This is a genomic window from Pseudomonas sp. F01002, from assembly GCF_004402115.1.
GTDB classification, from domain to species: Bacteria; Pseudomonadota; Gammaproteobacteria; order Pseudomonadales; family Pseudomonadaceae; genus Aquipseudomonas; species Aquipseudomonas frigoris.
In genome coordinates this window covers 224,983-245,552 of record NZ_SOPU01000017.1, presented here as the reverse complement: position 1 = coordinate 245,552, position 20,570 = coordinate 224,983, and the positions used below count along the sequence as shown (strand labels likewise).

Sequence of the window (20,570 nt, the reverse complement as noted above, 5' to 3'; positions counted from 1 at the left end):
CGCCTCCCTAGACTGGAGCGTGTCTCGGATCAGGACTCGACCATGCTCAATAATCGTTTGAAAGACCCCAGCCTTTTGGCAGAACTCGCCTATGTCGACGGGCAGTGGATCGGCGCCGACAACGCCGCGACCCTGGACGTCATTGACCCGGCCAGCGGTCAGTTGATTGGCCGCGTACCGGCGATGCAAGGCGCGGAAACCCGTCGCGCCATCGAAGCGGCCGAAAAAGCCTGGCCGGCCTGGCGCGCTCGCCCGGCGGCGGAACGTGCGGCGCTGCTGGAGCGCTGGTATCAGGCCATGATCGACAACCTCGACGACCTGGCGCTGATCATGACCTGCGAACAGGGCAAACCGTTGAACGAAGCCAAAGGCGAAATTCGCTACGGCGCCGGTTTCGTCAAATGGTTCGCCGAGGAGGCCCGGCGGGTCTACGGCGAAACCATGCCGGCCCCCAGCGGTGACCGCCGACTGCTGACGCTCAAGCAACCGGTGGGAGTTTGCGCCGCGATCACCCCGTGGAATTTCCCCAACGCGATGATCACCCGTAAATGCGCACCAGCCCTGGCGGCCGGGTGCCCGATCATCGTCAAACCCTCGGACCTGACGCCGTTGTCAGCCCTCGCCCTGGCGGTGTTGGCCGAACGGGTCGGCATCCCGGCCGGGGTGTTCAACGTGTTGACCGGCATGCCCGCCGGGATCGGCGAAGAGCTGACCGGCAACCCGAGCGTGCGCAAGATTTCCTTCACCGGCTCCACCGCCGTCGGCCGCTTGCTGATGCGCCAAAGCGCCGAACACATCAAGCGCTTGAGCCTGGAACTGGGTGGCAACGCGCCGTTCATTGTGTTCGATGACGCTGACCTTGAGCAGGCGGTGGCCGGCATCATGCTCAGCAAGTTTCGCAACGCCGGGCAAACCTGCGTCTGCGCCAATCGCATTCTGGTGCAGGATGGCATCTACGAACGCTTCGCCCAGCGCCTGGTGGAGGAGGTGGGCAAGCTCAAGGTCGGCAACGGCCTGGACGCCGACGTCACCATCGGTCCGCTGATCAATCCGGCGGCGGTGAGCAAAGTCGCGCGGCACATCGACGATGCCCTGAGCCAGGGCGCGCGTTTGCTCTGCGGCGGCATTCCCGCGGGCGACAGCCAGTTTGTCCAGCCCACGGTCCTCGGCGAAGCCCACGCGGGCATGCTGTTGGCCAACGAAGAAACCTTCGGCCCGGTGGCGCCGCTGATGCGTTTCACCTTTGAGGCTGAAGCCCTCGCGCTGGCCAATGCCACACCTTACGGTTTGGGTGCCTACTATTTCACCCAGGACTTGCGTCGTTCATGGCGTTTCGGCGAGGCGCTGGAATTCGGCATGGTCGGCCTCAACACCGGAATCATTTCCATGGAAGTCGCCCCGTTCGGCGGCATCAAACAGTCAGGCCTAGGCCGCGAAGGCAGCAAGTACGGCCTGGACGAATACCTTGAAGTCAAAGCCTTCCACATCGGTGGGCTGTAATTCACAGACACGGGGAGGCAGATTGATGAGCAAGACATTCAAAATCGCCGCGATTGCCGGCGATGGCATCGGCAAGGAAGTCCTGCCGGAAGGGCTGCGAGTATTGGAGCGGGCCGCGAAGAAATGGCAGCTGGATCTGAGCATCGAAGTGCTCGACTGGGCGCATTGCGATTACTACCTGGAACACGGGCAAATGATGCCCGACGACTGGTTCGAACAGCTCAAGGGCTTCGACGCGATCTACTTCGGCGCCGTGGGCTGGCCGGACAAAGTGCCAGACCACATTTCCCTGTGGGGTTCGCTGCTCAAGTTCCGTCGGGATTTCGATCAGTACGTGAACATTCGCCCTGTGCGGCTGTTCCCCGGCGTGCCGTGCCCCTTGGCCGGACGCAAGCCGGGGGACATCGATTTCGTGGTGATCCGCGAGAACACCGAGGGCGAGTATTCGTCGGTGGGCGGCAAGATGTTCGAAGGCACCGAGCATGAGTTCGTGCTGCAAGAGTCGGTGTTTACCCGACGCGGCGTGGACCGGATTCTCAAGTACGCCTTCGAGCTGGCCCAGACCCGGCCGCGCAAGCGCCTGACGGCAGCGACCAAGTCCAACGGGATTTCCATCAGCATGCCGTACTGGGACGAGCGCACCGCATTGATGGCGGCGCAGTACCCGGACATCACCTGGGACAAGCAGCACATCGACATTCTGTGCGCGCGTTTCGTGCTGCAACCGGACCGGTTTGATGTGGTGGTGGCGTCGAACCTGTTCGGCGACATTCTGTCCGACCTGGGGCCGGCGTGTGCAGGGACCATTGGTATTGCGCCGTCGGCCAACCTCGATCCCGAACGCCGCTTTCCGTCGCTGTTCGAGCCGGTGCATGGCTCGGCGCCGGACATCTATGGGCAGAACATCGCCAACCCGATTGCGATGATCTGGTCGGGGGCGTTGATGCTGGATTTCCTGGGGAATGGCGATGAGCGCTATCGCGCGGCGCATGACGGGATTTTGCAGGCGATTGAGCGGGTGATTGCGGAGGGGCCGATCACACCGGATTTGGGAGGGAAGGGGTCTACTCAGGAGGTTGGCAAAGCCATCGCCGACATTCTTTAAACCCACCGCCCAACCAATGTGGGAGCGGGCTTGCTCGCGAAAGCGGTGTATCAGTCAACGATGATGTTGGATGTTACGCCGCCTTCGCGAGCAAGCCCGCTCCCACATTGGATCTGCGTGTGTTCAGTAACCTTGGGTGCGATCGATTTGGCCCACCATCGGCTCGCCTCTTTGATGCCGCCGAATATTCTCCAACAACACCCCAAACGCACTCTCCGGCTGCGTCATCGCGGCAATATGCGGTGTCAGCAGAATCTGCGGATGGTCCCAGAACGGATGATCCGCCGGCGCCGGTTCTTCCAGTAGTACATCGAGCACCGCGCCACTGAGCTGCCCGCTGTCCAGCGCCTCCAGCAAATCACTTTCCATCAGATGCCGGCCACGGCCCATGTTGATCAACGCCGCGCCATGGGGCAATTGCCGGAACAACTCACGATCAAGAATGCCCTGGGTCTGCTCAGTCAGCGGCAGCACGCACAGCAGAATGTCGCACTGGCTGAGGAACGCCGGCAGTTGCTCGCGCCCGGCATAGCATTCCACGCCAGCGACCTGATGCGCACTGCGCGCCCAACCCGACAAGGCAAAGCCCAACGGCTGCAATGTCGCCAGAATCTGCTGAGCCTGGGTGCCAAGGCCCATGACCCCGATCCGGCGCGTGGCCGCCGGTTGCAGCAAGTGCGCTTGCCAGCACCGCGCCATTTGCTGCTGGCGATAGCGAAGCATGTCCCGGTGCAGGCTCAGCACCGCGAAACTGGCGTACTCGCACATGCCGCGGGTGATGCCGGGGTCCAGCAGGCGCACCACCGGCAAGCTCGCGGGCAAGCGACTGAGGTCCAGTTGATCGACCCCGGCGGACAACGCGAACAACACTTTCAGATTTGGCAGCAGCGTTTCCAGATCATCCGGTGCCTGCCATGCGGCCAAGTATTCAATCTCAGACGGATCACCGATGTCCGGCCAGGCGCGCCATTCGATATCCGGGGCGTGTTCGGCGAACAGCGCTTGCCACTGTTCGCCGCGCACAGGGTCAGCTTTATAAAGCAGGGCCATGGGCATGTCCTGAAGGATGAAGGTGCTGAACATCATCGCGCAATGCCAGCGCAGGATCTGTCGAAAGGGCCGGGTTAAACGGGTTTCGTGATGTTCGATCGGCGACGGCCCGGCAGATTCGGCGGGCGAAAGGAATCTGCCGTTTGGCAGGGTGAAAACAGTCGATCCGAATTTCTCAGGGGCCAAGTTCGGCGTAGATCGTTTCGCGCAAGGCTTAACCTGAACACCATCGCAACCACCTCCCGGTTGCCGGACTCACGATGGGAAATGCCATGAATAGCAAAGTCGACGAAACCCCTCATTTGCTTCGTCAGCGCGATCAATTCGTGCCGCGTGGCCTGGTTACCGCTCACCCGTTGGTGATCGATCGCGCCCAAGGTGCCGAGTTGTGGGACGTGGACGGCAAGCGCTACCTGGATTTTGTCGGCGGCATCGGTGTGCTGAACATCGGTCACAACCACCCGAAGGTGGTCGCTGCGGTGCAGGCGCAATTGCAAAAGGTCTCTCACGCCTGTTTCCAGGTGGTGGCCTATAAGCCATATCTCGATCTGGCCCAGCGCCTGTGTGAAATGATCGGTGGCAAAGAAGCGTATAAAGCGGCGTTCTTTACCTCCGGTGCCGAGGCGGTGGAAAACGCGGTGAAGATCGCCCGCGCTCACACCAACCGCTCGGCCGTGATCGCCTTCCGCGGCGGCTTCCACGGCCGTACCTTGCTCGGTACCACGCTGACCGGCATGAGCCAGCCGTACAAGCAGAACTTCGGGCCGTTCGCGCCGGAGGTCTTCCACACTCCGTATCCGAATGCCTATCGCGGCGTCACCAGCGAGATGGCGCTCAAGGCCCTCGACGAGTTGCTGGCCACCCAGGTTGCCCCTGAGCGTGTCGCCGCGATCATCATCGAACCGGTGCAGGGCGACGGTGGTTTCCTGTCAGCGCCGGCGGAGTTTCTCCAGGCCCTGCGCGCGCTGACGGAAAAACACGGCATCGTGCTGATTCTTGATGAAATCCAGACCGGTTTCGGCCGTACCGGGAAGTGGTTCGGTTTCCAGCACGCCGGCATTCAGCCGGACCTGGTGACCGTCGCCAAGAGCCTGGCCGGTGGCTTGCCGTTGTCCGGGGTGGTCGGCAAGGCCGAGATCATGGACGCGCCGCTACCCGGTGGCCTGGGCGGCACGTACGGTGGCAATGCCTTGTCTTGCGCCGCCGCGCTGGCGGTGATCGAGGCTTTCGAGCAGGAACAATTGCTGGCCCGCAGCGAAGCACTGGGCGAGCGTTTGCGTCAGGGGCTGCTGCGTTTGCAGGCCCGTCACGGGCAAATCGGCGACGTGCGCGGCGCCGGGTTCATGCTGGCGATCGAATTGATCAAAAATGATGAGGCCCGCTCGCCGGACGCCGACCTGAATCAGCGACTGATCGATGAAGCCCGGGCCGGTGGTTTGCTGGTGATCAAATGCGGTGTGTACCGCAACGTGTTGCGCTTCCTCGCACCGCTGGTGACCACCGAAGAACAGGTCGATGAAGCGCTGCAGATTCTTGAAGCGGCGTTGGCACGGGTCTTGAACTGAGCTCATGCCTGCTCGGGGCGGTGCCACAAGGCATTGCCCGTGAGCGTTTATGGAGCATGGATTGATGGAATGCATCATCGGAGGCTTTGCGCACCATGGGGCTGACTGAATATCGAGCACTGCTCATCGATTGCGATGAGGTCCTGGTCGATCGGGACTCGGGTGTCTGGACGGCACTGCAACCGCTGCTGGACAGCCGAGGCGGTCATCTGGACAAGGAACAGGTGCTGGCCGAATACAGCGAGGTGGTGCGTGCGCTCTATCCGCGTTTCGCTGAACTCGGCTTTAGTGGCGTGCTGTGCTTCGCCCATCGCCAGCTGGCCGAGCGCTGGGGTCTGAAAGCCAGCTGGGAGGAGGGCATGAGCTTTGCCCGTTCGGCGGCCGGCTGGTCGCTGTTCGAGGACGCGCCCGGGGCGATGTTGTACCTGCGCAAGTTCTACCGCTTGCTGGTGCACGGCGACCGGGATGCCGAGGATCGAGGGTTGCTGTGTGAGCGACTGGGGATCATGCCCGACTATTTCATCTCACTGGCCAGCGACCCGTTGCTCGATCCAGAGTGGTTGAAGGCCAACGAACTTGAACCCGGCAGCATCCTGCACGTGACCCGTCCTTCGGCCGGTCGACAGGCGGCCAAAGACGTGTGCCTGATCTGTCGCGGCCGCTCAAAACACCCCACGTCCTGCGCGGCGGATTACTGTATTAACAGCATGGCGGATCTGGTGGCTCAGCATCAGCTGTCTTTACGGCGCTGATTTTGCTAGAAGATTGTCTTACAAACGGCAGTCAAGAGGTACGCAATGGAAGGGTTAGTCAAACTGGACCGAATCGACATCAGCATCCTGGTGGAGCTGCAAAAGGACGGGCGCATGACCAACGTCAGCCTGGCCGATGCGGTGGGGTTGTCGGCCAGTCCCTGCCTGCAACGGGTCAAACGGCTTGAGTCGGCCGGGTATATTTCCAGCTACAAGGCGCACCTGAACCTGGCCAAGATCACCGATTCGGTGACGGTGTTTACCGAAATCACCTTGAGCGACCACAAGCGTGAAGACTTCGCCAAGTTTGAATCCAACATCCGTCTGGTGGACGAAGTGCTCGAATGCCATTTGATCAGCGGTGGCTACGATTATCTGGTGCGCTTCATGACCCGCAGCATCCAGCATTATCAGGAAGTGATCGAAAGCCTGCTGGACAAGAACATCGGCATCTCCAAGTACTTCAGCTACATCGTCATCAAGTCTCCGGTACTCAAGGACGGCGTGCCGCTGCGTAAATTGCTGCGCCACTGACACAACCCCATTCTCATTACCAACACGAATCCCCTGTGGGAGCGGGCTTGCTCGCGATAGCGGTTGATCAGTCGACATCTTTACCGACTGACCCGCCGCCATCGCGAGCAAGCTCGCTCCCACAGTTGTTTTGCAGTTCCGCGACGCACTGTGTTTGGACATGGGGCCTCTGGAACTGCCTAAGGCGCTTCATGCTGGCGCAGTCCGCATAAACAGCTGTTTGCTGCCTGCAAAACAGTCTTCAGATGCGCCGCGACCGATGAATACAGAACAACGCGCAAAAGTCTCTGCGGTGTAATGCGTTCAGAGAGAGGGGAGCGGTTTGTTGTCTTGCTGGTTTCGATAAAACGATGCGGCTGCAATGACCCGCTGAATAACACCAATCGGAGCGTAAAAAAATGCGAATGAGCAACGCAAAAGCACTATTGGGTTACGGCGTCTTCCTGCTGGCGAGCAGCAGCGAGGCGCATCAAATCTGGTATGAACAACCACCCGGGCAACCCCTGGCGTTGTACTACGGGGAATATGACAAGAACATGCTGGAAGTCACGCCGGGCGGGATGGACCGGTTCCAGCAACTCAAGGGCTGGTCGATCAGTAACCGGTCCCAGCCGTTGACACTGACCTTGCAGCGTCAGGCCTTTACGGTGGCGCATCAAACCCGGGCAGATGACTCGCTGCTGGCCCAGGATCCGCACTATCCGATCTTCGATATTCATGAGGCGGACAAGGCGCTGAAGACTCACTGGACGCCAGCGACCCGTTGGGTCGGTGACTTGCGCGCACGCACCCCGGAACTGACCCTGGACATCGTGCCCACCGGTTTCGTCGATGCTGGCAAGGCGCAGTTCCAGGTGTTCTATGCGTCCAAACCGTTGGCCGACCAGGACGTGGTGCTGGAAACCGGTTCCGGTGAAGTGTTCACCCAGCGCACCGACGCCGCGGGCAAAGTCAGCTTCGATCTGCCGTGGCAGGGCACCTATGTGGTGGCTGTGGAATACAAGGACCGCACGCCCGGCGAGCGCATCAGTCCTCAAGGCAAGGCCGAACCGTTCGATATAAAGAGCTTCAGTTCGACATTGTCGTTCTATCGATCACAGGGCCAGACGCCGTTGCCGCGCGCGCCGTCGCAGCTGCCGGCATCGGAAGTCGCCAGGCTGAAGAAACAGGCCTGACCCCTCGACCACTACATGAGTGACTGATATGACCCCATCTTCAGGATTGGCAGGGCCGGCGACAACCGCTTCCCCTGCGCTTGCAACCAGTGCCGTCAAGGCCAACACCCGCATGCTGGCGATCGACGCCCTGCGCGGTTTCGTCATGCTGTTGATGCTGATCGACCATGTGCGGGAAACTTTTCTGCTGCACCGTCAGGTCACCGACCCGATCGATGCGTTGAGCGTCACGCCGGACCTGTACTTCACCCGCATGCTCAGCGAAATATGCGCCCCGGCATTCATCTTCCTCACCGGTTTGTCGGCCTGGCTCTACAGCCAGAAACACACGGCGAAAGAAACCTCGGTGTTCCTGCTCAAGCGCGGGTTGTTCCTGGTGTTTCTCGAAGTTACCTTCGTGTGCTTTGCCTGGAACGCCGAGTTCCCGCCCAAGACCCTGTGGCTGCAGGTGATCTGGTGCATCGGCATCTGCATGATCGTGCTCGCCGGTTTGCTGCACTTCAAACGCAGCTGGCTGATCGTGCTCGGCGTGGCCATTGTCGCCGGGCACAACCTGCTCGATGGCGTGACCGTTGGGCCGGAGTCGCCGTTCTTCGTGCCGTGGTCGATCCTGCATCAGCGGGTGTTCATCGACATCACCGAATTCACCCGGGCCCGCACCACGTACCCGGTATTGCCCTGGATTGGCGTGATCCTGCTGGGGTGGGGGATCGGGCCGTGGTTCGGCAAGGACATGGACCCGGCCGAGCGGATTTCCCGCCTGCTTAAACTGGGCGCCGGCCTGCTGGTGGCGTTCGTGTTCATTCGCTACCTGAACGTCTATGGCGAGAAGCCCTGGGTGCAAACCGGTGATTCGCTGCGCACCTTCATGAGTTTCATGAGCGCCAAGAAGTACCCGCCCTCGTTGATGTTCCTGATGCCGACGATTGGACTTTCGCTGATCTTGCTGGCGCTGTTCGAGAAGCTGCAGGATCGCTGGTCCACCGCGACCCTGGCGATTTACGGCGGGGCGCCGATGTTCTTCTATTTGCTGCACTTGTACGTACTCAAGGCCATGTACCTGGTGGCAGTCGCGATCTGGGGCGCCAATCAGGGTGCCTACTATGGCTTTGACAACCTGCCCACGGTGTGGCTGTGGAGTGTGATCCTCGGGGTGTTGCTGTTCTTCCCGACGCGCTGGTTCGCCAACCTCAAACAGCGCCGCCGCGATATCGCGATCCTCAAATACCTCTGAGGTGACCTACGGTGTCCCCCGTTCGGCGGGACACCTTGCAGACCCCGAATTCTGTGGAGTTGCACTGTGAAAACCCTATCGACGCACACCCTGCTATTGGCATTGGGCGGGCAGTCCCTGCTCGCCCTGGCTTCAGAGCAAGACACCGCAAAAGGCTTTATCGAAGACAGCCAATGGAGCCTGCTGAACCGCAGCCTCTACGACCGTCGCGACTATGAACACGGCTCACTGAGCAATGGCGCGCGCAATGCCTTCAAGCCCCGCGCCGAACGCAGCGACCTGGCCGAGGAGTGGGCCTACGGCCTGATGGCCGATTTCACCTCCGGCTACACCGCCGGCACCGTGGGGCTGGGCCTGGACGCCCATGTCTATTCCGGCTGGCAACTGGACAGCGGCGGCGGGCGGGCCGGCAAGGCGCGGGTGTTGGGCGTGGACGATGACGGGCACCCCAAGGATGAGTTCAGCCGTGGCGGTGCCGTGGCCAAGCTGCGGTTTTCCTCGACTGAACTGCGTTACGGCGAGCAGCGGGTGAAAACCCCGGTGTTCGGTTCATCCGACAGCCGCTTGCTGCCGGAGACCGCCACCGGCTGGCTGCTGACCAGTCGCGAATTGCCCGCCACCACCCTGTATGGCGGGCATTTCAACGAAAGCACCGACCGCAACGCCACCAGTCATGACCAAGGCTTTGTGGTCAATTACTCCAACGGCAAACAGGGCGACAGCTTTGACCTGGTGGGGGTGCGCAACACGGCAGTCAAAGGGCTCAACGCCAACCTGTTCAGCGCGGACTACGCCGACACCTGGCGACAGCACTACCTGGGCGCGGTCTACACCCAGCCGTTGGCGGAAGGCCAGGACTTGATCTTTGATCTCAATCTGTACCGAACCCAGGACACCGGCAAGGCCTTGTCCGGCCGCATCGACAACACCACCTGGAGTTTGCTGTCGACCTACAAGCTCGGTGCCCACAGTTTTGGCCTGGGCTATCAAAAGGTCGATGGCGACACACCCTTCGATTACGTGACCCGTGGCGCGATCTACCTGAGCAACGCCGTGGCGCTGTCCGATTTCAACGCGCCCCGGGAGGCTTCCTGGCAAGCGCGCTACGACCTGAACATGGCCAGTTACGGCATTCCCGGCCTGACCTTCGGCACCCTGTACGTGCGCGGCAGCGGTATTGACGGTACGCACATGGACCCAAACGGCGGCTACAAATGGCTGGGCTACGGGCAGGGCGGCAAGCACTGGGAACGTGATCTGCAGGCCAAATACGTGGTGCAGTCGGGCGTCGCGAAAAGCCTCGCGTTCAGCCTGCGCCATGCGGTTCATCGCGCGAATGCGGCGCAAGCAGAGCTGGACGCCAATCAGATCCGCCTGGCGATCGAATACCCGCTGGGTGGCAAATTCTGATCCGGAACGGGATCGCCTTTGTGCACTTTTATAAGGCCGCGCAACACGCCTCTGCACTATGCGAAGGCAAACATCGGGCGTTCATGGACACCCGTGGTCAACGTTTACTGGCGCAAGGACTGCCAATGGCCGACTGGCACAAAGTCTGCAAGACACTGTTCAGGCCCACTGTGAACACAGTCGAGTGGGCAGCCCCCTCGGTCAACGACGATCGATTGGCCGAACAGGTCGCGGGCAACATCGGTGAATCCGGCATAGATGCCTGACTTAGCACCGTAAACGAACAGGCAAAGACGCCTGGAACCGCAAGGTTTCAGGCGTTTTTTTTGCTTTTTGAACAGCTATCGACGGGTGTCTCTTATGAATTCCAATGTTGCCACTTTGAACAAGCTGCAAACGCTGATCGTGATCGGCAATGGCATGGTCGGACATCATTGTGTCGAACAGCTGATCGAACGCGGTGCCCTTGATCACTATCGGCTGCACGTGTTCAGCGAGGAGCCGATGCGTGCCTACGACCGCGTGCACCTTTCCGAGTATTTCTCTGGCCGTGATGCCGAGTCGTTGGCCCTCGGTGAAGCCTCGTTGTACCAGACCCCGGGCGTAACCCTGCATCTGGGGGTGCCAGTCCTGGAAATCGACCGCGCCCGCCGCCAGGTGATCACCGCGCAAGGCTGTGTCTCCTACAACAAATTGGTGCTGGCCACCGGGTCCTATCCGTTTGTGCCACCGATCGAAGGCGCCGAGGGCGATTCGCGCCTGGTGTATCGCACCCTTGAAGACCTCGACGCCATTCGTGCCGCGGCAAGCAACGCCCGACGCGGTGTGGTGGTCGGCGGTGGCTTGCTGGGACTGGAAGCCGCCAACGCCCTGAAAACCCTGGGTCTGGAAGCTCATGTGGTGGAATTCGCCCCGCGCCTGATGCCGGTGCAGCTGGACGAATACGGTGGCCTGGCGCTCAAGGCGCAGATCGAACGCCTCGGCGTCGGTGTGCACCTGTCGCGCGGCACTCAATCGATCAGCGCAGGCGAGGAATACCGCTACCGCATGAATTTCGCCAATGACGAATTCATTGAAACCGACCTGATCGTGTTTTCCGCCGGTATCCGTGCGCAAGACGCACTGGCCCGTCAATGCTCGCTGGAAGTCGGCCCGCGCGGCGGCGTTGTAATTGACGATCAATGCCAGAGCAGCGATCCGAACATCTATGCCATCGGCGAGTGTGCCGCGTGGAACGGCAGCATTTTTGGCCTGGTCGCCCCGGGCTACCAAATGGCTCGCAGTGTTGCCGCACTGCTGTGCAATGAAACCGCCGAGCCGTTCATGGGCGCGGACATGTCGACCAAACTCAAGCTGCTGGGCGTCGATGTCGGTTCCATCGGCGACGCCCACGGCAGCACGCCAGGCGCACGCAGTTATCAGTTCATCGACGAAACCACGGCCAGCTATCGACGCCTGGTGGTGGACGCGACGGGCAAGCACGTACTCGGTGCGGTGCTGGTCGGTGACAACAGCTATTACGACACGCTGCTGCAATACATGCAGAACGCGATTGCGTTGCCGGCGGAACCCGCCAGCCTGATTCTGCCGTCGTCCGAAGGCGCGCCGACCCTAGGCCCGGGCGCGTTGCCCGAAGCGGCCACGGTGTGCTCGTGCCACAACGTCACCAAGGGTTCCATTTGCTCGGCTATCGACGGTGGCTGCACCGACCTCGGCCTGCTCAAGTCGCAGACCAAGGCTTGCACCGGTTGCGGTGGTTGTGCCGGGCTTCTCAAGCAGGTTTTCGAACATGAGTTGATTGCCCGTGGCGTCAGCGTCGACAAGAGCCTGTGCGAACACTTTGCCTATACCCGTCAGGAGATTTATGCGCTGGTGCGGGTAGAAGGGGTGATCACCTTCGAAGAACTCCTGGCCAAGCATGGCCGTGGCCACACCGGTTGCGACGTGTGCAAACCAGCGGTGGGCTCGATCCTCGCGTCGTGCTGGAACCAGCCGATCATGGACGCCTCACTGGTGCCGCTGCAGGACACCAACGACACCTTCATGGCCAACATGCAGAAAAACGGCACCTATTCGGTGGTGCCACGCATCCCCGGTGGCGAGATCACCGCCGACAAACTGATCGCGATTGGTGTGGTGGCGAAGAAATACGACCTCTACACCAAAATCACCGGCGGCCAGCGTATCGACCTGTTCGGCGCGCAGTTGCATGAGTTGCCGGACATCTGGGCCGAGTTGATTGAAGCCGGTTTCGAAACCGGGCACGCCTACGGCAAGTCGACCCGCACCGTGAAGTCGTGTGTCGGCAGCACCTGGTGCCGTTATGGCGTGCAGGACAGTGTGCAAATGGCCCTGACCATCGAGGACCGCTACAAGGGCCTGCGCTCACCGCACAAACTCAAATTCGCGGTGTCCGGCTGCACACGGGAATGCGCCGAGGCCCAGAGCAAAGACGTTGGCGTGATCGCCACCGAGAAAGGCTGGAACCTTTACATCGCCGGCAACGGCGGCATGCGCCCACGCCATGCCGAGCTGTTCGCCACCGACCTCGACGATGCGACCCTGATCCGCTACATCGACCGCTTCCTGATGTTCTACATCCGCACCGCCGACAAATTGCAGCGCACTTCGGTCTGGCGCGAAAGCCTGGAAGGCGGCCTCGATTTCCTCAAGGACGTGATCATCAACGACAGCCTCGGGCTGGGTGAAGAACTCGAATCGCAGATGCAACTGGTGGTCAATCGCTATGAATGCGAGTGGGCCAACGCCCTCAAAGACCCGGAAAAACTCAAGCGCTTCCGTACCTTCGTCAACGATAAACGCCCGGACCCGGACATCCACTTTGTCCAGGAACGCGGCCAGCGGCGCCCGATCATGGCCGCCGAACTCAACCTTATCCCTGTTATCGAGGAGATTGCCTGATGAGCCAGTCCAATACCCAACGCATCGATTCCCTGGAAAACACCGAGGCCTGGCAAACGGTGTGCGAGCAACAGGACCTGGTCAGCAACTCCGGCGTTGTCGTCTGGCTCGACGGCGCACAAGTGGCGCTGTTCTACCTGCCGGGTGCCGAGGGTCGGACCCTCTATGCCATCGACAACCATGACCCGCAATCCGGGGCGAATGTCATTGGTCGCGGGTTGGTGGGCAGCATCAAGGGGGATCTGGTGGTTGCTTCGCCGATCTACAAACAGCATTTCCGGCTTGAGGACGGTAGCTGCCTGGAGTACCCGCAACAACGACTGCGTGTCTGGCCTGTGCGGTTGAACAGCGGTGTGGTGGAAGTCGGGGTGGCTTGAAGGTGGTCAACAGGATCGCGCAACGGTATCGGAGGCACTGATGAAAACAGCCGCACAATTGCTGAAACTCAAGGTCGTGCAAAACCGCCAGGTGCATAGCATCGCGCCCGATGAAATGGTGCTTGAAGCCCTGAGGATCATGGCCGAAAAGAACGTGGGCGCGCTTCCGGTGATCGAGGCCGGGCAGGTGGTCGGCGTGATCAGCGAGCGTGACTATGCACGCAAGGTCGTTCTGCAGGGGCGCTCTTCGGTTGGTACGCCGGTGCGCGACATCATGAGCGCGCCCGTGGTGACCGCTGAAAGTCAGCAGAGCATCGAGCGTTGCATGGCGGTCATGACCGACAGTCATTTGCGACATCTGCCGGTGGTGGATGGTGGCGAGCTGATTGGGCTGTTATCGATTGGGGATCTGGTCAAGGAAGCCATCGTTGAACAGGCGGATCTGATTCGGCAACTGGAGCATTACATTCGTGGGCACTGAACGGGGCCTCGCTGTTCACTTCAGGTTGGGGTACATATCCGTTTCTGCGGTGATGGCTGCTGGCGGTTTCGCTTTTACAGCGAGTCACTTGGAAAAGCCCCAAGTAACCAAGGGCTCTTGCCCCTTTCGTTCGGTGCCTCGCTTAGGCTCGGNGCTCCGGTCCTGCTCCGTGGGCCCGCCGCCATCGGCCATCCATGGCCGGGGGCGGCTAACCCGGCATCCATGCCGGGTTGCCCACTGCGCAGAACCTCCACTCGGCCTCTCGAGGGGGCGTACACCGCAAACGCCAAAGCGAGGCGGCCTACCGGCCGGCCTGGGCTCAAGTGCACGCGTTCCCCTGTAGGAGCTGTCGAGCGAAGCGAGGCTGCGATCTTTTGATCTTGCCGTTGCTGTTGCTTTGCTTTGGCTTCAGATCTGCCGCCCCTTTCCCAGAGGCCGAACGCAGGCGTTGCGCAGGGGGCACCGCGGCTAGGATGCCGCGGTAGCCGCCCCCGGCCATGGATGGCCGATGGCGGCGGGCCCCCGGAGCAATGCCGGAGTGAGGGCATGCCGAGCCTAAGCGAGGCACCGAATGGCGGGGCAAGAGCCCTTGGTTACTTGGGGCTTTTCCAAGTGACTCGCTGTAAGAGCGAAACCGCCAGCAGCCGCTACCGCAGAAACGGATATGTACCCCAACCTTAAGTGAACAGCATTACACGGTGAACAGGGGTTTTGCCGGTTTCTTGATCGGTGTCAACCGCATGGCCAGGCGGTCTCTGTAGTCTCCAGAGACCGACAGCCAGTGCGCTCACCCCAATGTTCGCCGTAGCGCGGGTTGCCTTGACCCAAGGCGAAAACACCATGATCTATCCGCTGATTCTGACCTTGCACCTGTTTGCCGCGCTGATCTTCATCGGCACGGTGTTCTTCGAAGTCCTGTTCCTGGAAAGCATCCGCAAACAGTTACCCGCAAGGGTGATGCTGCTGGTAGAGCAGGGTATCGGTCGCCGGGCCCGCTCGCTGATGCCGTGGGTGCTGCTGGTGTTGTTCGGTGCGGGGCTGGGCATGGTCTGGTTGCGCTACTTGCCAGCCCTTGCCTCACCACTGGCCTCATCGTTCGGCACATTGCTGGCGTTGAAAATCGCAGTGGCCGTGAGTGTGCTGCTGCATTTCCTCGGCGCCATGTTGTTGTTCAAAAGCGGCCGGATGAGCCCGCGATACCTGCACTTCATCCATGGCAGCCTGTTCTGCCACATGATCGTCATCGTGCTGCTGGCCAAGGGCATGTTTTACCTGACGTGGTAATCGGGTTTGACCGGTGGTCCGTTGTGCAGACACTTGGCTTGCGCTTGATGCAAATCAAGGAGCATTGATGGTTAAACCGGGAGACTGAAAATCCGCAGCCAGTCTCGGAGACGGTCATGCTCGATTTATTTCACAACCCAGGCGAGATCGATCGGTGCGATCAAGGCGTGCTTGACCCTAACTGTCATGCCGACACGCAAAAATTTCATGACGGTATTGGCTCTCTGGATCTGCTTCGTGCACTGCGCGTCAGCCGCCAGAAGTGCCGTCCGCTGTCCCTGAACGTGCAGCTGCCTTCCAGCCTCAAGCCGTCTTCCTGTTCCCCGCGCGATATCGCCGGCGAGCACAATGGAATTGAGCAGTACCTGCAGCGCCTGGAGCGTGAAATCGATCTCGTCGGTTGTCACCTCGGTGCAGAGCAACGGGTCGAGCAGTTTCATCTGGGGGGCGGAACACCCGCGCCTGCCCATCTGGAGCGGCTGATGAGTCATCTGCGTGGCCGGTTCAACTTTCTTGAACATGAAGGCGGTGACTACAGCGTCGAGGTGGACCTTCACCATACCGACTGGTCGACCATGGGGTTGCTGCGCGACCAGGGATTCAATCATGTGAGCATCGGCGTTCCGGATATCGACGCCGACTGTGACAGGTCGGTGGCCTGCTACCAGAACCCGGCGCCGATCCAGTCGCTCATGGATGCCGCGCGCACCTTTGGCTTTCGATCCATCAACGTCGATCTGGGTTTTGGCCATGCCTGGCAGACGCCAGACAGTTTTGCGCTGAAGCTGGCGACCATTATCGAGCTGGAGCCTGACCGGCTGATGGTGTTCGACTATGCCCGGCCGCCACGGCGCTATCGGCCGGTGCTCGGTGACAAAGTCAGAGCGCTGTGCCGCCAGGACGCTAAAGGCGCGATGCGCCAGATCTGCTTTGATCAACTGATTTGCGCGGGTTATCACTACATCGGTCTGGGGCAGTTTGTCCGGCCTGATGATGATTTGGCGGTCGCCCAGGAGCGAGGCCGGTTGCGCCGTACCTGTGAGGGTTTCTCCCGTCACGGCTATTGCGATCATGTTGGATTCGGTTTGGGTGCCATCAGCCAGATCGACGATTTGTACACGCAAAATACCGACGAGATTGAACGCTATCAGCAACAACTGGACCTGAGGCAATTGCCGACGTGTCGAGGCTGGCGCTTCGAGGCGGGGGATCAGATCAGGCAGATGGTCATGGAGCGTCTGGCCTGTGATCAGGAACTGGATATCCGCGCCATCGAGAGGCGCTACGGTCTGGTTTTTTCCAAGTACTTTTCCTCTGTCTGGCCGTTGCTGGAGCAATTGAGCCGGGATGGATTGATTGAGTTGTCAGACCGTTTCATCAGCATCCTTCCCGCCGGTCGGCCGGAAGTGGATGCCATCTGCAACCTGTTTGAAAAGGATTTTGGCGGTGCGAAGCATTAGCCCCATTGCGAGTTGATCGATCATGAACACGACTTTTGATTTCAATCGCGCCCTGGTCGAAAAGTATGACCGACCGGGGCCGCGCTATACCTCTTACCCCACGGCGCCGCAGTTTCACCAGGCGTTTGCCGTTGACGACTATCAGCGTGCAGCCCGTGACAGCAATCAGGTGGCCGCGCCGAAACCGCTGTCGGTGTACATCCACATCCCGTTCTGCAAAAGCCTTTGTTACTACTGCGCCTGCAACAAAATCATTACTCAGAAAACCCATCGCGCCGTCGAGTACCTGAAGTACCTCAAGCGTGAAATCGCGATGCAGGCGGCCTTGTTCGACAGCACCCGCAAACTCACTCAGTTGCACCTGGGGGGCGGCACGCCGACCTATTTGACCAGCGAGCAACTGGCGGACCTGATGGACTGCCTGCACCAGGCGTTCAACATGGATGACAGCGATGACCATGAGTTCTCCATCGAGGTCGACCCGCGCACCATCAGCACCGAGCAGATTCAGTCGTTGCGCCAGTTGGGCTTCAATCGCCTGAGCTTCGGCGTGCAGGATTTCGACCCCGACGTACAGGCGGCGGTCAATCGCCTGCAAAGTGAAGAGCAGATTTATGCGCTGGTCGCGGCGGCGCGCGAGGCGCAATTCAAATCGATCAGCGTCGACCTTATCTACGGTCTGCCACTGCAAACCGTGCAGAGTTTCGACGTCACCCTCAGCAAGATCATCGCGCTGCGTCCAGACCGGATTGCCGCCTACAGCTACGCGCATTTGCCGGAAATGGTCCGCGCGCAACGGCTGATTCGCCCCGCCGACATGCCGCCACCGGAGCGCAAGCTGGAATTGCTCGAGCTGACCATCCGCCGTCTGACCGAGGCTGGTTACGTCTACATCGGCATGGATCATTTCGCCTTGCCGGAGGACGAGCTGGCGCTGGCCCGGGCCAATGGCACCTTGCAGCGTAACTTTCAGGGCTATTCCACCCATGCCGACTGCGATTTGATCGGCCTTGGGGTGTCGTCGATCGGCAAGGTCGGCGACAGCTACAGCCAGAGCGTCAAGGAGCTTTCGCAGTACTACGCCCGTATCGATCAAGGGTTGTTGCCAGTGCATCGGGGTTATCGCTTGAACGCCGACGACCTGCTGCGCCGCGAGGTGATCAGCGACCTGATGTGCCATGGCCGTATCGCGTTCGACAAGTATGAGGCGCGTCATGGCATTCGCTTCACCGAGTATTTTGCCGAGGCGCTGGCGCAGCTGGGCGAGCATGTGCGCGATGGATTGCTGCAGATTCACCGCGACGAATTGGTGCTGCTGCCACAAGGGCATTTGATGATGCGCAGTGCCGCAATGGCGTTCGACGCCTATCTGGGTGGTGAGCAAAAAGGGCAGTTTTCACGCACGGTTTGAGACTGCGTGTCCTCTATGGACTCAAGTTGATTTCAATCAAGGGCAGGGGGCGCAACGCTCCCTAACATGACCGAAAGCCCTTTTGAAATCAGCGAACCCATGACAATCCATCAGCCTTCGATACACGGCAACCTGCGCGCCTGGGGCGTCGGGCTGGTGGTCCTGCTGATGCTGATGCTCGCCACCTTCGAGGGGGTGCAAGCCAAGCAATACGGTGACATCGAGCAGCAGCGCATTGAGAAAACCTTCCCTCAGACCGATTCTGTTTCCGCCCCCGAAGGCCCGTTCAAGGTGCGCACGCTGTCCGCCGCCGGCAAGGTCATCGGTTATGTGTTCCAGAGCCTGGACGTGGTGGATATTCCGGCCTACTCGGGCAAACCGATCAACACCCAGGTGATCCTCGACACGACCGGCATGATTCAGGATGCCTATGTGCTGGAACACCACGAGCCGATTCTGCTGATAGGCATCCCTGAGGCAAAACTTCACGGCTTCAGCGCCAAATACAAAGGCATCAAGGTCAGCCAGCGGGTCGTCGTCGGCCATTCCAGCGACCCGAACGCGGTCACCGTCGATGCGATTGCAGGGGCTACCGTCACGGCCATGGTGGTCAACGAGGTCATCATGCGCGCCGCCCACGAAGTGGCCGTATCGCTGAAACTGATCGAGGACACGGCCGGTGTGGCACGCAAGCCCGCCACCGTACGGCTGGACTTTTTCGAGCCCGCCACCTGGGAACAACTGACCGGCAACGGCGCCATCCGCCGCTTGAACCTGACCCGTGGCCAGGTCGATGCCGCCTTCAAGGGCACCGAAGCCGAAGGCGTCGAAAACGCCGCCGCCGACCAAGTGGATGACACCTTCATCGAGCTCTACACCGCCGACCTGAATCCGCCGACCATCGGCCGTGCGCTGCTGGGCGACAATCAATATCGATTCCTCATGCAAGATCTCAAGCCCGGCGAACAGGCCATCGCGGTGCTGGGTCGTGGGCTGTTTTCCTATAAAGGCTCGGGGTATGTGCGCGGCGGGATTTTCGATCGGGTGCAATTGCGCCAGTTCGGCAACGTCATCAGTTTTCGCGACATGGACCATCAGCGGCTCTCCGACGTGTTTGCCAAGGGCATGCCGGAATTCACTGAAATGTCGATTTTCATTGTGCGCGAACCGGCGAAGTTCGATCCGGGATCGCCCTGGTCCCTGGAGTTGCTGGTGCGTCGCCAGACCGGGCCGCTCAGTGGCACGTTCAGCAGCTTCGAACTGCCTTATCAATTGCCCGAGCCGTACCTTGAACGGCCACTGCCCAGCGCCGAAGAACTGGCCGCCCTCGAGGAAGCCGGTCGGCCGATGTGGTTGACCATCTGGTACCAGAAACACTTCCAGATCGGCGTCCTCGGGGCTGCGTTGCTGCTGCTGACGGCCATCCTGTTCCTGCAAGACAAGTTCACCCGCCGGCCGCATTTTCTGCACTGGCTGCGCCGCGGTTATCTGGTCTTTACCGTGTTGTTTATCGGCTGGTATGCGCTGGGGCAGTTGTCGGTGGTCAATGTCCTGACCTTTGTGCATGCGCTGTTCGAGCACTTCCGCTGGGAGCTGTTTCTCACCGATCCGCTGATCTTCATGCTCTGGGTCTTCGCCGCCGCGAGCATTCTGCTGTGGGGTCGCGGCGTGTTCTGCGGCTGGCTGTGTCCATTTGGCGCCTTGCAAGAGTTGATCAACGAAGCCGCGCGCAAGCTGAAAATCCCCCAATACGAATTGCCGTTCGCAGTGCATGAGCGCTTGTGGGCGATCAAATACATCATTTTGCTGCTGCTGTTCGGCATTTCCCTGGAGTCGATGTCCACCGCCGAACTGTTCGCCGAAGTGGAACCGTTCAAGACCGCCATCACCCTCAGGTTCGACCGCCAGTGGTGGTTCGTGCTCTACGCGGTGGCGCTGCTGGTCATCAACATCTTCACGCGCAAAGTCTATTGCCGCTACATCTGCCCCTTGGGTGCGGCGCTGGCAATTCCGAGCAAATTTCGCCTGTTCGACTGGCTCAAACGCCGCAAGGACTGCGGCACGCCCTGCCAACTGTGCGCCAAGGAATGCGAGATCCAGGCGATTCATCCCGATGGCCGGATCAATGCCAACGAGTGCCACTACTGCCTCGACTGCCAGATGACTTACCAGAACGACAACAAGTGCCCGCCGCTGATCAACAAGCGCAAGAAGCGCGGCAAAGCGGCACCTGCTCCTGTGCAACTGATACCTGTCGTGGAAGTGACCGCTCTGGAATGAACCCCGCGAGCGCCCGTCCGCAGTGACCGT

General features: G+C 60.5%; 17 protein-coding genes. 16 read left to right on the top strand and 1 reads right to left on the bottom strand.

What is annotated here, in order from left to right:
* The first annotated feature begins 42 nt into the window (after nt 1-42).
* Together E3W21_RS13435 and E3W21_RS13430 are read left to right on the top strand one after the other, a co-directional pair.
* Entirely contained in the window at nt 43-1,500 is a 1,458-nt protein-coding gene (locus E3W21_RS13435) for an NAD-dependent succinate-semialdehyde dehydrogenase (RefSeq protein ID WP_134420322.1), read from the top strand.
* Between the two features lie 25 nt (nt 1,501-1,525).
* A complete protein-coding gene (locus E3W21_RS13430) occupies nt 1,526-2,605 on the top strand; it encodes a tartrate dehydrogenase (RefSeq protein ID WP_134420320.1) in 1,080 nt (359 codons plus the stop codon).
* A 123-nt stretch (nt 2,606-2,728) separates the two neighbouring features.
* On the opposite strand, the gene E3W21_RS13420 is transcribed toward E3W21_RS13430, so the two are convergent.
* Nucleotides 2,729-3,655 (bottom strand): glyoxylate/hydroxypyruvate reductase A, encoded by a 927-nt coding sequence (locus tag E3W21_RS13420; protein ID WP_134420318.1) that lies wholly within the window; start codon nt 3,653-3,655, stop codon nt 2,729-2,731.
* 272 nt (nt 3,656-3,927) lie between these two features.
* Here E3W21_RS13420 and gabT point away from each other — a divergent pair, with 272 nt between their 5' ends.
* The 14 genes from gabT (at nt 3,928) to nosR (ending at nt 20,540) form a co-directional block, all read left to right on the top strand.
* A complete protein-coding gene (gene gabT / locus E3W21_RS13415) occupies nt 3,928-5,220 on the top strand; it encodes a 4-aminobutyrate--2-oxoglutarate transaminase (protein ID WP_129444749.1) in 1,293 nt (430 codons plus the stop codon).
* 95 nt (nt 5,221-5,315) lie between these two features.
* Nucleotides 5,316-5,972 carry an HAD family hydrolase gene (locus E3W21_RS13410; RefSeq protein WP_134420316.1) on the top strand — a complete coding sequence of 219 codons (657 nt, stop codon included), beginning with the start codon at nt 5,316-5,318 and terminating at the stop codon, nt 5,970-5,972.
* 45 nt (nt 5,973-6,017) lie between these two features.
* Nucleotides 6,018-6,506 carry an Lrp/AsnC family transcriptional regulator gene (locus E3W21_RS13405; protein ID WP_008055821.1) on the top strand — a complete coding sequence of 163 codons (489 nt, stop codon included), beginning with the start codon at nt 6,018-6,020 and terminating at the stop codon, nt 6,504-6,506.
* Nucleotides 6,507-6,910: 404 nt separating this feature from the next.
* On the top strand, nt 6,911-7,681 hold the full coding sequence (locus E3W21_RS13400; protein ID WP_256661556.1) for a DUF4198 domain-containing protein: 771 nt from the start codon (nt 6,911-6,913) through the stop codon (nt 7,679-7,681).
* A gap of 28 nt (nt 7,682-7,709) precedes the next feature.
* Nucleotides 7,710-8,915: a DUF1624 domain-containing protein gene (locus E3W21_RS13395; protein ID WP_129444746.1), complete on the top strand. Its 1,206-nt coding sequence runs from the start codon at nt 7,710-7,712 to the stop codon at nt 8,913-8,915.
* 66 nt (nt 8,916-8,981) lie between these two features.
* Nucleotides 8,982-10,325 carry an OprD family porin gene (locus E3W21_RS13390; RefSeq protein ID WP_134420312.1) on the top strand — a complete coding sequence of 448 codons (1,344 nt, stop codon included), beginning with the start codon at nt 8,982-8,984 and terminating at the stop codon, nt 10,323-10,325.
* Between the two features lie 20 nt (nt 10,326-10,345).
* Entirely contained in the window at nt 10,346-10,591 is a 246-nt protein-coding gene (locus tag E3W21_RS13385; RefSeq protein WP_129444745.1) for a hypothetical protein, read from the top strand.
* A 94-nt stretch (nt 10,592-10,685) separates the two neighbouring features.
* The gene (nirB, locus tag E3W21_RS13380) at nt 10,686-13,247 is read left to right on the top strand and encodes a nitrite reductase large subunit NirB (RefSeq protein ID WP_134420310.1); all 2,562 of its coding nucleotides are present in this window, start codon (nt 10,686-10,688) and stop codon (nt 13,245-13,247) included.
* A complete protein-coding gene (gene nirD, locus E3W21_RS13375) occupies nt 13,247-13,624 on the top strand; it encodes a nitrite reductase small subunit NirD (protein ID WP_033062163.1) in 378 nt (125 codons plus the stop codon). Before nirB ends, nirD begins: the two co-directional genes overlap by 1 nt.
* A 40-nt stretch (nt 13,625-13,664) precedes the next feature.
* Nucleotides 13,665-14,105 carry a CBS domain-containing protein gene (locus E3W21_RS13370; RefSeq protein WP_134420308.1) on the top strand — a complete coding sequence of 147 codons (441 nt, stop codon included), beginning with the start codon at nt 13,665-13,667 and terminating at the stop codon, nt 14,103-14,105.
* 840 nt (nt 14,106-14,945) lie between these two features.
* Nucleotides 14,946-15,389: a CopD family copper resistance protein gene (locus E3W21_RS13360; RefSeq protein WP_134420404.1), complete on the top strand. Its 444-nt coding sequence runs from the start codon at nt 14,946-14,948 to the stop codon at nt 15,387-15,389.
* Between the two features lie 116 nt (nt 15,390-15,505).
* Nucleotides 15,506-16,849, top strand: coding sequence for a coproporphyrinogen III oxidase (locus E3W21_RS13355; protein ID WP_134420304.1), 1,344 nt, complete (start codon nt 15,506-15,508; stop codon nt 16,847-16,849).
* Nucleotides 16,850-16,871: 22 nt separating this feature from the next.
* Nucleotides 16,872-18,260: an oxygen-independent coproporphyrinogen III oxidase gene (hemN, locus tag E3W21_RS13350; RefSeq protein ID WP_134420302.1), complete on the top strand. Its 1,389-nt coding sequence runs from the start codon at nt 16,872-16,874 to the stop codon at nt 18,258-18,260.
* A gap of 66 nt (nt 18,261-18,326) precedes the next feature.
* The gene (nosR, locus tag E3W21_RS13345) at nt 18,327-20,540 is read left to right on the top strand and encodes a transcriptional regulator NosR (RefSeq protein WP_134420300.1); all 2,214 of its coding nucleotides are present in this window, start codon (nt 18,327-18,329) and stop codon (nt 20,538-20,540) included.
* The last annotated feature ends 30 nt before the right edge of the window (nt 20,541-20,570 follow it).